A 12,694-nucleotide genomic window follows, 5' to 3' on the forward strand; every position below is an offset into this window, starting at 1 on the left:
CCCGCCCCCCCCCCCCCCCCCCCGGGGGGGGGGGGGGGGGGGGCCCGCCCCCCCCCCCCCCCCCCGGCGCCGGGCCGCCGGCGCCCCCCCCCCCGCCGCCGCCGGCCCGCAGCAGGGTCCGTCGCGAGAGCCCGAAATCGTCCGCCATGCCACCCCGTCTCGGTCGGTTGAGAGGCGGGGAAACCCGGCGCCGGTTGGCAGAGTTCCGCGCTTCGGCTCAGTGCAGCCGGTCGGGCGGGGCGGCCGCGTTCCAGGCGGCGCGCGCTTCGACCGCCGTCGCGACCTCGCGCGGCGGTCCTTCGAGGAAGGCGAGGCCGGCCTGGGTGCCGCTGCGCCACACGATCTCGGCGCGGCGGGTCTGATTGCGGCAGGCCACCGTGAGGTCGACGACGCGCGGCAGAACCACGTCCTCCGCGATCACGATGCGGACGCCGGTGAGCGAATGGTCCCGCAGGCGGCACTCGACTTCCGGGAGGAAGGCCGCGATGCGCAGGGTGCCGCCGTAGCAGGCGCGGCGGCGATCACATTGGCGGCGCTCGATCGGGGGCGTCGTCAAGGTCACAGGCGTGTTTCCCATCTCAGGTTGCTACTTCGATAATGCAGCCAAGCATGAAAGGCTTCCTAGAGTCAGGCGTAACCATTCGTTAAGCTTAACGCCTGGCCGCAGCCGGCGCGTCACTCGGGCGGGGGCGGGTCGGGGGCCTCGACGCCGCCGCTGCGCTGAAGCTGGAGCGCCACGAACCAGCAGAGAGCCGCCCAGGCGGCGCCGATGCACCAGCCGGCCAGCACGTCGCTCGGCCAGTGGACGCCGAGGTAGATCCGGCTGATCCCGACCAGCAGGGTCATGGCGACGCCCAGCGCCAGCACCAGCGCCTTGACCCGGCGGTGGCGGTCGATCCGCGCGATCAGCGTCGCCAGGGTCAGGTAGGCGATCGCCGACATCATGGCGTGCCCGCTCGGGAAGCTCGCGGTGAACACGTCCATGCCGTGCGGCACCAGGTCCGGCCGCGGGCGGTGATAGAACAGCTTCAGCACCGTCGAGACCAATTCGCCGCCGCCGACCGCGCCGACCACGAACAGGCCGACCCGGCGCTTGCCCGACAGGGCGAGGTAGGCCGCCACCGCCACGGTGAGGAGGACGATGGTGAAGACGCTGCCGAGCCCGGTGATGTCGCGCATCGTCTCTTCGAGCCAGGGCGGCCCGATCGGATCGGAGAGGTCGGCGGGGTTGCGCAGGGCCAGCAGGATCCGGCGGTCGAGCGCCTCGGTGGAGCCCTCGCCGACCTCGTGGGCGAGCGCGAAGAACGCGTAGCCGAGCCCGCTGACGCAGATCAGCGCCAGCAGCGGCCCGACCTCGTTGAGGCGCAGCCGGAGCCAGACGGAGGTGGCGTGGGAGAGGAAGGGGATGCGGCGGACGAGGGTGGGCGCACGCATCGGCGACATCCCGCTCACGCGTTCTCACCGAACGCGAACTGCGCCCGCTCGGCCCACGGGCCGCCGAGATAGCGCCAGAGCCGCGTCGCCGGCGCGGTGAAGTGGAACGGCGCGAAGTCGTCGGCGAGGGCGGCGTGGAGCGCGCGGGCGGTCTCGGGATCGACCTTGTTCTGCACGGTGACGTGCGGGCGCCAGCCCTGCTTGTCCTGCGCCGTGAGGTGCGCCTCGAAGGTCTTGGCCAGGCGTGCGCGAAACGCCGACAGCGCCTCGGATTCGAGCACGTAGGCGACCCCGCGGCCTGTGAAGCGCAGGCCCGTCACCGCGACCACCGGCGACGGCACGGTGCGGGCGAGCATCGCGATCGTCTCGCGCACCCCGGGCTCGGCCGCGCCCGGCAGGTTGTGGAACAGTGTGGCATGGGCCGGAATGTGGTTCAGCGCCTTCGGGAAGTGGCGCCGGCGCAGGCCGTCGAACCGCGCGAACGTCTCCGCATCGAAGGCGAGCGTCAGGATCAGCGGTGCCGGGTCGGCGTCCGGCTCCCCGGTGTTTCGTATCGGCGTTTCGGGCATGCGGGCTCTCGGTCGCGGCTGAACGAGGATGGCGCGGGGGGGCGGTCAGGTCCAGTAGAGGATTCGCGCGGCGGGCAGGTCGCGGGCGAGCGCTTCGAACAGGGTGGCGCGCATCGCGGCCATCACGTCCTTGGGGAAGACGTACTTCACCGAGCCGAACTTGGTGAGCTTCCTGGTGCGCCCGGCCTCGTCGAGCGGCAGGTCGGAGCCCGGATACCAGCCCTGCAGCACCTGCTTCGAGCCCGGCGTGAAGCGGTGGGTGATCAGCTCGGCGGTGAGGTCGAGGTCGGGAACGCCCGCCAAAGCCTCGGCCGCCTCGCGGATCAGCGCGGCGTAGCCTGCCTTCCAGTCCGGCACCGGCAGGATCGGCGCGATGGTGAGGCCGACGGGATAGCCCGCCAGCGCCACCGCCCGCATCGCCCCGAGCCGGGCGTCGAGGCTCGCGGTGCCGCCCTCGTAGCGCGTGGCGGCGCGGGCGTTGACCGAGAACCGGATGCGGGTGCGGCGGCGGTGCGGAAGGTCGAGCAGCGGCTCGACGGCGGCGAACTTGGTGGTAAAGCGCAATTGCACCGGCGCCTCCCAGGCGCCGAAATGCCGGATCGCCGCCGAGAGCGACCCGGTGAGGTGCTCGATGCCCAGCGGATCGGTGTAGCACGAGGCCTCGAAGGTGGTGCCCTCCTGCGCCCGCTCGGCCTGGGCGGAGGTGACCGCGCCCTGGCCGAGGTAAGCTTCGAGATTCCCGAGGATCGCGTCGAGGTTGGCGTAGGCGCGCGTCACCGGCGGCCCGGAGAGCGAGCCGGCGAGGTAGCAGTACTGGCAATGGGCCGGGCAGCCCTCGGCCAGGTCGAAGCGCCAGTCGGCCGAGGGCGGGATCGGCTGCAGCCGGAGCTTGGTCGGCGGCGCCACGACGAGGGCGAGCGTCGCCTTCGCCTCGACGTAGGCCCGGCGCGGGTCGGCGTGGCGCAGGCCGGTGAGGCGGTTGGCGGCCAGGCGCTCGACCGGGAGTCCTTGCGCCTCCGCGCGGGCGAGCATCGCCCGTCCGTGCGCGTGCTCCAGGGCAGCCGGCGTCACCAGCACGCGCCGCGGTCGCCACAGGCGCGCCGGCCGGGCGGGCGAGGGAGCCGACGACGGCGGCGCGAGGGCCGGTGGCGGCGCGAGGGTCTGGGCGGTCTCCATGGTTTGCGAACGCCGCGGCCCCTGCGCCGGCTCCTGACTTCCGCCGGGCGCGGCCTGCGGCTAAAGCACCGCCATGGCCTCGCAGCGTTCTCCCGTCCCCCCCGTCCGGGAAACCGTCCACGAGGGGCGCGACGGCTGGCTGTTCCTGATCGGCGGCAGCAACGACGTCATGGAGCGCTACCGCGGCACCTTGCGCCAATGGTGGACCCTGCGCGGCTGGACCCGGCTGATGACGGCGCGCGCCGCCCGCGCCGCCCGCCTCGGCATCCGCTGCGTCCAGTTCATCGTGCCCGAGAAGCTCTCGGTCTACGACCACATGACGATCGACCTGCCCTACGACCCGTCGCGCGCCTCGACCCGGCGGCTCGCCCGCAAGCTCGCGGGACAGGCCGCCTACCTCGACCTGCTCGGCCCCTTCCGCGCCGCCCGCGACGGGCCGGCGCCCCTCTACCTGAAGACCGACACGCATTGGTCGGCGGACGGGTGCCTGCTCGCCTACCGCGAACTGATGCGTGCCCTCGCCGCGATCCCGCCGGCCGACATCGGTGCGCGTCCCGCCCTCGTCATGGATCGGGTGATGGACCTCGGCGCCAAGCTGCCGGGCCGGCCGGTCGAGCGGCTGGTGCGCCCGCAGATCCAGCGGGACGCGGTGCGCATCGAGGCCGGCGCGCTGCTCACGGCCTACGAGGCGGAGGGCCGCGAGCGCGACCTGCACACGGGGGCGCACGTGGTCTACCGCAACGACAACCCGGCCGCGGACCCGCGGCGCGTGGTGCTGTTCGGCGATTCCTACGCGCATTTCGCGCCCATGCTGCTCACGGGGCTGCTCGCCGAGAGCTTCGCCGAGGTGCACTTCGTGTGGTCGGCGAACCTCGATTGGGCCTACGTCGAGCGGGTGCGCCCCGACATCCTGCTGTTCGAGCTGGCCGAGCGCTTCCTCGCCCGCCTGCCGAGCGACGACTTCGACGTGGCCGCCGGGCGCAGGGTCGCGACGGTCTAAGCGAGTTTTGCAAAAGTGGCCGGCGGTTTTTCGTCAAAAACTTGCGACGGACCAAGGATTTGAGCAGGGTCGCGTTGCCGACGCGGCTCGGCTCAGGGCGTCGGCTGGACCAGGCTAGTCTCCGTCAGGGCGTCGTCGATTTGGAAGGCGCGGTACCCGTCCGGCGTCGCGGCGATGCCGAACAGCAGGACGAGGATCGCGAGGATTCCAGCCAGGCCCAGCGTCACCCCGTCGGCCTGCCGCCGCAACCCGTGGATCGCGGCGCATCCGGCGGTGAACACGGCCGCCTCGGCGGCGGGAATCGCGAGGGCGAGCGACATCGATCCTCCATTCAGGCCATCTCGGCGCGGTCGCGCCGGGCGTCCCACGGCCCGGCCGCAACCGCCGAGCAAGCTAGCCAAGCAAGACAACCAAGCAGGAAACGGGCTAGGTTTTGCACCGACCCTTCTTCCCTTCCGCGCAAGGCCGGCCCGAGGGGCGGGCGGACGCGCGCAGCACCGGAAACGCATCGCATGGGATTGCTCGTCGACGGCGCCTGGCAGGACCAATGGTACGACACCAAGTCGACCGGTGGCCGCTTCGAGCGCAAGGCCTCGGCGTTCCGCAGCTGGGTCACCGCCGACGGTGCCCCGGGCCCGTCGGGGGAGGGCGGGTTCGCGGCCGAGGCGGGGCGCTACCACCTCTACGTCTCGCTCGCCTGCCCGTGGGCGCACCGCGCCCTCATCGTGCGGGCGCTGAAGGGCCTGGAGGACGCGATCTCCGTCTCCGTCGTCGATCCGCACATGGGCTCGGAGGGTTGGGTGTTCGGCGACAGCCCCGGCGCCACCCCCGATCCGATCCACCACGCGACGCGGCTCTACGAGGTCTACCGCGCCGCCGACCCGCACTATACCGGCCGCGTCACCGTGCCGGTGCTGTGGGACCGCAAGAAGCGGACGATCGTCTCGAACGAGTCGGCCGAGATCATCCGCATGTTCGATTCGGCCTTCGGCGGCACCGGGCCGGACCTCTGCCCGGACGACCTGCGTGAGTCGATCGATGCCGTGAACGCCCGGGTCTACGACCGGGTCAACAACGGCGTCTACAAGGCGGGCTTCGCCACCGAACAATCCGTCTACGAGGAGGCCTTCGCCGCGCTGTTTTCCGAGCTCGACGCCCTCGAAGCCCGCCTCGACGGCCAGCGCTATCTCTGCGGCGCGCAGCTGACCGAGGCCGACATCCGGCTGTTCACGACGCTGGTGCGGTTCGATGCGGTCTATGTCGGGCACTTCAAGTGCAACCGGCGGCGCATCGCCGACTACCCGAACCTGTCGAACTACCTGCGCGACCTCTACGCCCTGCCGGGCGTCGCCGGGACGGTGAACCTCGTCCACATCAAGCGGCACTATTACGAGAGCCACCCGACCATCAACCCGACGGGCATCGTGCCGGCGGGGCCGGACCTGGACTTCGCCGCGCCCAACGACAGGGCCCTGCGCTTCGGCGCGTGAAGCGCGAACTTGTGGCGCGAACTTGCAGCGCGAACTTGCAGCGCGAACTTGCAAACCGGACTCGACGGATGCGCGCGGCGCGTTAGATCGCCGCCATGACGATCGCACAGACGCTCCGCCGCCTCGCCCTCCTCGCCGCGCCCCTGGCGCTCGCCGGCCCCGCCTGGTCGCAGGCGGCGGTGCAGCTCGAGGGCACCTGCGAGAAGCTGGTGATCGAGGGCAAGGACGCCACCGCCGCCTGCAAGCCGACGCTCGGGAACGCCGCCGAGCGCCGCCGCACGACCTTCGACTTCACCACCACCGACGGTCGCACCCTGAGCTTCAGCGGCACCGGCGCGCAGCAGGAGCGCACGGAGGAGACCGACCCGCTCCAGCCGATCAACCTCGTCACCGCCGGCACGTCGAGCGACAAGGGGATCGTGCGCAACCCGACGCCGGCGGTCGGCGCCTGCACCTTCTCGACGCCGGCCCCGGGCAAGACGACCATTGCCTGCGAGGCTTCGGCGCCGGACGGGCGCACCTTCGCCGGCACCTTCGTGACGCAGGCGAAGGCCGCCTCGGGCGCCCCCGCGCAGTAAGCCGCGCTTTCTCGAAGACGTCGGCCACTCCGCCTCCGGGAGATCGCTCCCGGGGGGGGCATGTCTCACGCCGCGACGCCGGCCAGACGAGGATGGCGGCAAGATCGCACCGGCGGCGACCTGGCGCACGGATTCCCTTGCGGACAGAGCGCGTTTCGCACTGGTCAGCCGGGCGCCTGAGTCCCATGTACCGCGTCAGGCGACACTTGGTTCCAAGGCCCGATACCGCATGCTGAACGACACGCTCGCGACGGACGCGCATCCCGGTGCGTCCGACCTGATCCGAGAGACCACCACGACCGGATTCCGGCAGGACGTGATCGCCGAGTCGGCGAACCGTCCCGTGCTGGTCCTGTTCTGGTCGCCCCGCGCCCCGTCGAGCAAGACGCTGCTGACGGTGCTCGAAAAGTTCGTCCGCGCGGCCGCCGGCAAGGTCGTCCTCGTCAAGATGAACGTCGACGAGCATCCGGCGGTCTGGGGCCAGATCGGCCAGCAGCTCGGCCTGCAGGGCGTGCCCGCCGTGGTCGCCATCGACCAGGGCCGCCCGGTCGACATGTTCGAGGGCGCCCTGCCCGAGGCCCAGATCAAGACGTTCTTCGATCGTCTCGCCGGGCCGAGCGAGATCGACCAGGTGATGGCGGAAGCCGCGCAGGCGCTGGAGGAGGGCGACCTCGCCGGCGCCTCCGAGCTCTATGCCGCCGTGCTCGGGCAGCAGCCCGACAACGTCGCGGCGCTGGCCGGCCTCGCCAAGATCCAGCTCGACGCGGGCGAGTTGGAGAACGCCAAGCAGGTGCTCGCGATGGTGCCGGAGGCCAAGGCCGCCGACCCGGGGCTCGCCGGCATCCGCGCCGCGATCGAGCTGGCCGAGCAGGCCGCCGCGCTCGGCGACCTCGCCGGCCTCGAGACCGAGGTCGCGGCCAACGCCGACGCGCATCAGGCCCGGTTCGACCTGGCGCTGGGGCTCAACGCCGGGAACGAGCGCGAGAAGGCGGTCGATCACCTGATCGAGATCATCCGCCGGGACCGCACCTGGAACGAGGACGGCGCGCGCAAGCAGCTGCTCCAGTTCTTCGAGGCCTGGGGCCCGATGGACCCGGCCGCGATCCGCGGGCGGCGCAAGCTCTCGACGCTGCTGTTCGCGTGAGGTCGGACTCCGAAGGTTTCGTATCGCTGGAGGCGTCATGAGCACGCATGCGGGCTACAAGGGTCCGGGCGATTGCCCCCCCGTCATCCCGGTCTTCCCCCTGCCCGGCGCCCTGCTGCTGCCGCGCGGGCAGATGCCGCTCAACATCTTCGAGCCGCGCTACCTCGCCATGGTGGACGACGCGCTGCGGACCGACCGGGTCATCGGCATGATCCAGCCGGACGCCGAGGGCGGCGCCTCGCCGATGAGCCCGAAGCTGTACCGGGTCGGCTGCGCCGGCCGCATCACCCAGTTCGCCGAGACCGGCGACGGCCGCTACCTGCTGTCGCTGACCGGCATCGGCCGCTTCCGGGTGATGAGCGAGTTCGCCACCACCGGCGCCTACCGGCGCTGCCAGGTCAGCTACGACGACTTCGCCATCGACTTCACCGCGCGCGCCGGGGAAGACGCCGTGGACCGCGACGGCGTCCTGCGGGCCCTGCGGGACTTCGTCGATTCCAACGACCTCAAGGTCGACTGGGCGGGCATCGAGGAGGCGCCGAACGAGGCGCTGGTCAACGCGCTCTGCATGATGAGCCCGTTCGGCGTCCGCGAGAAGCAGGCGATGCTCGAGGCGCCCGACCTGAAGACCCGCGCCGAAATCCTGGTCGCGGTCACCGAGATGGAGATGGTGCGCAGCACCGGGCCCGAGCCGACGATGCAGTAGCGGGCGTTCCCAAGGCGGGTTCGGCGATGACGAACGCCTGCGCCTCCGCTACCAACCGGCAAGGCTTCGAACAGAGATCGAGAGCATGACGCAGGACATGACCACCCAGGGCACCGCCGTCGAGGCGACCCGCGTCGACCCGAAGCTGCTCGAGCTGCTGGTCTGCCCGCTGACCAAGGGCACCCTCGACTACGACGCCGGCCGCCAGGAACTGATCAGCCGCTCGGCCAAGCTCGCCTACCCGATCCGCGACGGCATCCCGATCATGCTGCCGGAAGAGGCGCGCCAGCTCACGGACTGATCCGGCACGAGGAGCCAGGCATGGCCTTCAAGGCGAAATCGGCCTCCGAGACCAAGGCCGCCGACCTCGCGTCGGCCCTCGTGCGCATCGCCGACCGGGACGGCGCGCCGGTCCAGGTCGGCGTCGACCAGCTGCGCCAGGGCAACCCGCGCCTGACGCCTTTGGCGATCGGGCAGCTCTACCGCAAACACCGCGACCACCTCGACGCCGCGCTCGCCGAGCGCGGCTACGTCCTCGTCGGCTATGCCGACCAGGGTCCGGGCCGCGGCATGGAATTCGCGATCGACCCGGCCTGACGCCGCACTCTCGGCCGACGCAAGCCGCGCCGACGCGAGGCACGCCGACGAACGTGCCGCGGTGCCCGTCCGCTCGCCCCCGTGCTAGGGGACGGCATGCCCCGCTGGCTTTTCCTCACCTTCGCCGCCGCCATCGTGCTGGCCGTGTTCGGCAGCGCCTTCATCGCCCTGAGGGGCGCGCCGGCCAAGCCGTCGATCTCCGAGCCGGCCGCCGCCCCGCGCTGAATCGCGTTTCGCGCGATCGATCGCGCGAGAGCATGTTTCGTGATCTCTGGATCACGGAACATGCTCTAATACCAAGTCTCATGGGTAGGAACCCATGAGGTCCGGCGGATTGCCGCCGCCCCGCAGTCGCGGGGGCCAGACCTCGATGAGTCGGGCTCATCGAGGTCTGGTATAACTTGCTGTGTGGTCGCACTTTCCTCATGCGAGCCGGCATCCACCTCGCATGAAAATGCGCTAGGGCACCGCGTCCTGGCGTGCCGACGCGATCAGGCGGTCGCCGTCCTCGCGCAGCAGCAGGCGGTCCGCGACGAGGGCGTCGACGGATTTCGTGACCGCCGCGACGTAGGCGTCCGCGCTCGCGTAGCGCTCCTCCAGGGACGGGCGCGGGTCGCCGGCCGCCTCGCGTTCGGCTCGCGTGCGCGCGAAGCCGATCTGGCTTCCCTCGCGATCGCACAGGGCGCCGGCCGGGAACGGGTCGGCGTAGAGGTTCCAGCCGGTGAAGGTCGCGCGCGGGGCCGCGACCGCGGGCAGGCGGATGCCCGCCGCCTCGTTGCCGTCCGCGTCGACACGCGGCACCAGCGGCCGGTACTGCGGCCCGGTCTCGGGGCGCGGGTCGACATAGGTGGAAAACCGCGCGATCGCGTTGGGCGTCGTCGGCACGGGAATGCCCACCAGGAACGGGAAGCCGGCGTCGGCGGCCTCCACCAGCGTGCCGTCCGACAGGCGGGGGACGCGGCTCTCCGGCGGAGCCTTGCCCGCGGTCACCCATTCCTCGAGCGCGACGAGGAGCGCCCGCAGGGCCGGCGCCGGGTTCAGGGTGCTGCGCGGGTTCGCGCACGCCCCCTTGGTCGAGGTCAAGCCGGCGCGCCCGTAATGAAAGCCGCTGGAGACCAGGAAGGCGCGCGACGTCTCGGGCAGCGGCATGTCGGACCGGCCGAGCGGGTCCGTCGTGAGCATCGAGGCGCCCTTCTGCCAATACTCGGTGCCGGTGTTCACCTCGATCAGGAGCGGGTCGAAGCCGTCGTCGCGCAGGAGCGCGCCGGTCCGGCCGGTGATCGGGTCGTGCTGCCGCGCGGTGGAGAACGGAAAGGCGTTCTCGGGATAGAGGTGGTCCTCGTGCTGCGTGTTGGTGCGGGAGGGCTGCCCGAACCGGGCGTTGAGGAAGATTCCGCCGACGCCCGCGATGTGCGAGAGCATGCCGTCGAAGACCCGGCGGCCGGCCTCGTCGCGGTTGAAGCCCTGGAAGACGAAGTCGCGCAGGTAGCGCCCGCTCTGCGAGATGCCGAGGGCGACGGCGTGGCGGATGGAGCCGCCGGCCGGGTTCGCCCCGTCGGCCGCGGCGCCGCGCAGATAGGCCACCACGTCCCGCGTCGCGGCGAAGCCGACGCCGAGCACCTTCGGCTCGGTGGCCTGGTAGGTGAGCTCGTAGAGCGACCCCGGCAGCGGTTTGGTGCCCTTGGGCAGCAACTCGAGTTGCCGCGGCGTCGCGTAGTGCCAGGCGTCGGCCGGGACCGGCCGCGGCGGGTCGCCCTCGCGGCGGCGGACGGTGAGCTGCGCGCCGGCCTTGTCGGGGCTCGCGGCCTTGTCCTGGCTCGCAGCCTTGAAGGTGAGGTAGAACGGCGCCTCGGGCGGCCCGCGCGTGGCGCTGACGAGCTCGTCGCGCACCGTCTCGACGATCGGCTTGCCGTCGCGCGTCGCCACCGGAACGTCGATCGCCATGCCGCCCTGTTGGCGCAGGGCGTCCGCCTCCCAGCCCGACCAGACCACCGTGTCGCCGCGGCGCAGGACGAGGCCGGTTCCGGCATCCGCGGCGGAGCGCGGATCGTTGACGGCTTGGGCCGCCTGCGCCGGCGCGTCGAGCACCCAGTTGAACAGGAACTTGCGGCCGCGGTTCAGCACCTCGAACAGCAGCGTGCCGCTCCCGCGGGTGGGGTCCTTCGGGCGCAGCATGAACAGGTCGGTCCTGTATTCGACCAGGCCGCGGGCGTTTCGCGGCGCCAGCGCGATGTCGACGATGCCGGCGTTGGCCGGGTCGGCCGGATCGAGCTCGCCGCGGGCCGTGCCGACGACGCGCTCGTAGGCGCCGGCCGCACCGAACGCGGCTCCGTCGGCGAAGGGCTCGACCGCCGTGACGTCGATCCCGACGATGCGGGCCTCCGCGGGCGCGGCGCACAGCGCGCAGCCGAGCGCGGCGAGGATGGCGCCGTTGGTTCGCATGGTCACTCCCTGGTCCGGCTCGAAGAAGGCCGGTGCGGTCAGCAACCACACGTTGGGGCAAGCGTCGAGGGGGTGCGTCGTCCGAGAGGTGCCGACCTCGCCGACCTGTCAGCCGAGAGAGCCGGTCGCCGGTCCGGCGGCGAGCGACGGCACGGGCTGTCGGACATCGATGCTGCCGACGCAAAAAAGGCGCCCGTATCGGGCGCCTGCGGAGAGGCCGAGCGTTGATTTTGCGAGGTATGATGGATGGTGCTGCGAGGGGGGATCGAACCCACGACCTCCTCATTACCAATGAGGTGCTCTACCACTGAGCTACCGCAGCGACGGCTTTTCGGGGCCCGCGAGGGGGCGTCTCCGTCCAACCGAGAGGGGCTTTAAGGGATCGGCGGCGGCTTGGCAATCGCGTCTGGCGGTCCTGGCGGCGCAATCGACCGGACGGCTCACGATTTGACGCGGCCGTCCTTCTTCAGCGCCGCGCGGATGATCGCCGCGAGGCCTGGTTCGGTGACCGCCTCGGCGGCTTCGGCCGGCGTGAACCAGCGCTGCTCGCGCTCGTGCTGCTCCGGCCAGCTCTTGCGGTGCTTGCGTACCTCGAGGGGGAACACCTTCACCTGGCACAGCACCGCATCGCGGTTCTTCAGGCGCTTCTGGTAGAGGTAGAAGCCGAGCGGCCGCTTGCCGATCTGCCCGAGCACGCCGGCCTCCTCGTAGGCCTCGCGTGCCGCCGCCTCGAACGGCTTGCGCCCCTTCATCGGCCACCCCTTCGGGATCACCCAGCGCCGGCTCTCGCGGGAGGTGACGAGGAGGACGCTGTAGCTCCCGTCGGGCTCGCGCCGGAACGGTAGCGCCCCGACCTGCGGGCGCGCCTCGCGCTCGTCGTCGAGCGGCATCGTCGTCATGCCCGCCGCCCCCGGGCGGCCGCGCCGAAGCGTGCATGGCGCGCAAACACGTGCGGCCCGGTCGCGGCCAGGACGATGCGGTTTCCAGGACCGGAACGGGGATGGAACAGCGGCGAAGCCTCTCGGATCGGATAGTTACCCGGCAAATAATCGATCCGGGTCGTCCAGGGAAGCGGATGCCCTGCGACATCCAGGCCATTTCCCGCCCATGACACGGACCTGACCCGGGTCAAACGCGCCAAGTCACGGCTCGGTCCCGTCCTGTCGGACAATCTGGTGTTGCAGGACGCTTGATCGAGATGGCTGTCCGATGAAAGCCCGACGCGAGGCAGGGTTCGGACCTGCGCCCAGTCCGGTCAGCCGAACCGGCGGGCCTTGGCTTCTGCATCCTCGTTCGGGCTGCCCGGAGGAAGGGGCTGCGGCAGGACGACGGGGCTTGCGGTGCCCACCGGCATCGGTCCGGGCTCGGCGAGGTTCGCGGATGAGCCGGTCGCAGGTCCGGTCCGTGCCGAGGGGGCGCCGGCCGGCAGGGTGGTGGCCGACGTCGCGCCGTTCGGCGGTATCACGGCCGCCGGCTTCGGCTCGGTCGTCGAGACGCTCGCGGGGAAGGCGGGCGCCGGGTTCGCGGTGGGCGGCGCGGCCGGGCGCGGTGCCGCGAG

General features: G+C 71.8%; 16 protein-coding genes and 1 tRNA gene. 9 read left to right on the forward strand and 8 right to left on the reverse strand.

Features of this window, described 5'->3' with window-relative positions; genetic code table 11:
* Positions 1–217: 217 nt before the first annotated feature.
* The 4 genes from FV229_RS20795 to FV229_RS20810 all read right to left on the reverse strand — a co-directional run bounded on the left by FV229_RS20795 (position 218) and on the right by FV229_RS20810 (position 3,179).
* Positions 218–556 carry a PilZ domain-containing protein gene (locus tag FV229_RS20795; protein WP_210246615.1) on the reverse strand — a complete coding sequence of 113 codons (339 nt, stop codon included), beginning with the start codon at positions 554–556 and terminating at the stop codon, positions 218–220.
* A 119-nt stretch (positions 557–675) separates the two neighbouring features.
* Positions 676–1,434, reverse strand: a complete 759-nt coding sequence (locus FV229_RS20800) for a phosphatase PAP2 family protein (RefSeq protein ID WP_147753785.1) — start codon at positions 1,432–1,434, stop codon at positions 676–678.
* A gap of 14 nt (positions 1,435–1,448) precedes the next feature.
* Positions 1,449–2,003, reverse strand: a complete 555-nt coding sequence (locus FV229_RS20805) for a 2'-5' RNA ligase family protein (RefSeq protein ID WP_147753786.1) — start codon at positions 2,001–2,003, stop codon at positions 1,449–1,451.
* Between the two features lie 45 nt (positions 2,004–2,048).
* Positions 2,049–3,179, reverse strand: coding sequence for a spore photoproduct lyase family protein (locus tag FV229_RS20810; protein ID WP_246688271.1), 1,131 nt, complete (start codon positions 3,177–3,179; stop codon positions 2,049–2,051).
* 73 nt (positions 3,180–3,252) lie between these two features.
* On the opposite strand from FV229_RS20810, the gene FV229_RS20815 reads away from it, so the two are divergent.
* Positions 3,253–4,179, forward strand: coding sequence for a hypothetical protein (locus tag FV229_RS20815; RefSeq protein ID WP_147753787.1), 927 nt, complete (start codon positions 3,253–3,255; stop codon positions 4,177–4,179).
* 92 nt (positions 4,180–4,271) lie between these two features.
* Here the strand turns inward: FV229_RS20815 and FV229_RS20820 are convergent, their stop codons facing one another.
* Positions 4,272–4,499, reverse strand: a complete 228-nt coding sequence (locus tag FV229_RS20820; RefSeq protein WP_147753788.1) for a hypothetical protein — start codon at positions 4,497–4,499, stop codon at positions 4,272–4,274.
* Positions 4,500–4,691: 192 nt separating this feature from the next.
* Here FV229_RS20820 and FV229_RS20825 point away from each other — a divergent pair, with 192 nt between their 5' ends.
* From FV229_RS20825 to FV229_RS28475, 7 genes are all read left to right on the forward strand, one after another.
* The gene (locus FV229_RS20825) at positions 4,692–5,669 is read left to right on the forward strand and encodes a glutathione S-transferase family protein (RefSeq protein WP_147753789.1); all 978 of its coding nucleotides are present in this window, start codon (positions 4,692–4,694) and stop codon (positions 5,667–5,669) included.
* Positions 5,670–5,764: 95 nt separating this feature from the next.
* Positions 5,765–6,247: a hypothetical protein gene (locus tag FV229_RS20830; RefSeq protein WP_147753790.1), complete on the forward strand. Its 483-nt coding sequence runs from the start codon at positions 5,765–5,767 to the stop codon at positions 6,245–6,247.
* Positions 6,248–6,476: 229 nt separating this feature from the next.
* Positions 6,477–7,391, forward strand: coding sequence for a co-chaperone YbbN (locus FV229_RS20835; RefSeq protein ID WP_147753791.1), 915 nt, complete (start codon positions 6,477–6,479; stop codon positions 7,389–7,391).
* Between the two features lie 37 nt (positions 7,392–7,428).
* Positions 7,429–8,097, forward strand: a complete 669-nt coding sequence (locus FV229_RS20840; RefSeq protein ID WP_147753792.1) for an LON peptidase substrate-binding domain-containing protein — start codon at positions 7,429–7,431, stop codon at positions 8,095–8,097.
* Positions 8,098–8,194: 97 nt separating this feature from the next.
* On the forward strand, positions 8,195–8,398 hold the full coding sequence (locus FV229_RS20845) for a Trm112 family protein (RefSeq protein ID WP_147753796.1): 204 nt from the start codon (positions 8,195–8,197) through the stop codon (positions 8,396–8,398).
* A 20-nt stretch (positions 8,399–8,418) separates the two neighbouring features.
* Entirely contained in the window at positions 8,419–8,694 is a 276-nt protein-coding gene (locus tag FV229_RS20850; RefSeq protein WP_147753793.1) for an adenylosuccinate synthase, read from the forward strand.
* Between the two features lie 96 nt (positions 8,695–8,790).
* Positions 8,791–8,919 carry a hypothetical protein gene (locus FV229_RS28475; RefSeq protein WP_281406033.1) on the forward strand — a complete coding sequence of 43 codons (129 nt, stop codon included), beginning with the start codon at positions 8,791–8,793 and terminating at the stop codon, positions 8,917–8,919.
* A gap of 234 nt (positions 8,920–9,153) precedes the next feature.
* On the opposite strand, the gene FV229_RS20855 is transcribed toward FV229_RS28475, so the two are convergent.
* The 3 genes from FV229_RS20855 to FV229_RS20865 all read right to left on the reverse strand — a co-directional run bounded on the left by FV229_RS20855 (position 9,154) and on the right by FV229_RS20865 (position 12,035).
* Positions 9,154–11,136: an alpha/beta hydrolase domain-containing protein gene (locus FV229_RS20855; protein ID WP_147753797.1), complete on the reverse strand. Its 1,983-nt coding sequence runs from the start codon at positions 11,134–11,136 to the stop codon at positions 9,154–9,156.
* A 247-nt stretch (positions 11,137–11,383) separates the two neighbouring features.
* Positions 11,384–11,458 (reverse strand) — tRNA-Thr (locus FV229_RS20860).
* 118 nt (positions 11,459–11,576) lie between these two features.
* Positions 11,577–12,035, reverse strand: coding sequence for an NUDIX hydrolase (locus FV229_RS20865; protein ID WP_147753794.1), 459 nt, complete (start codon positions 12,033–12,035; stop codon positions 11,577–11,579).
* Positions 12,036–12,476: 441 nt separating this feature from the next.
* Here FV229_RS20865 and FV229_RS27565 point away from each other — a divergent pair.
* On the forward strand, positions 12,477–12,694 hold a 218-nt coding region (locus FV229_RS27565), incomplete at its 3' end, for a hypothetical protein (protein ID WP_210246616.1).

The sequence above is a fragment of the Methylobacterium sp. WL120 genome (assembly GCF_008039465.1).
In the GTDB taxonomy this organism is placed as follows: Bacteria; Pseudomonadota; Alphaproteobacteria; order Rhizobiales; family Beijerinckiaceae; genus Methylobacterium; species Methylobacterium cerastii.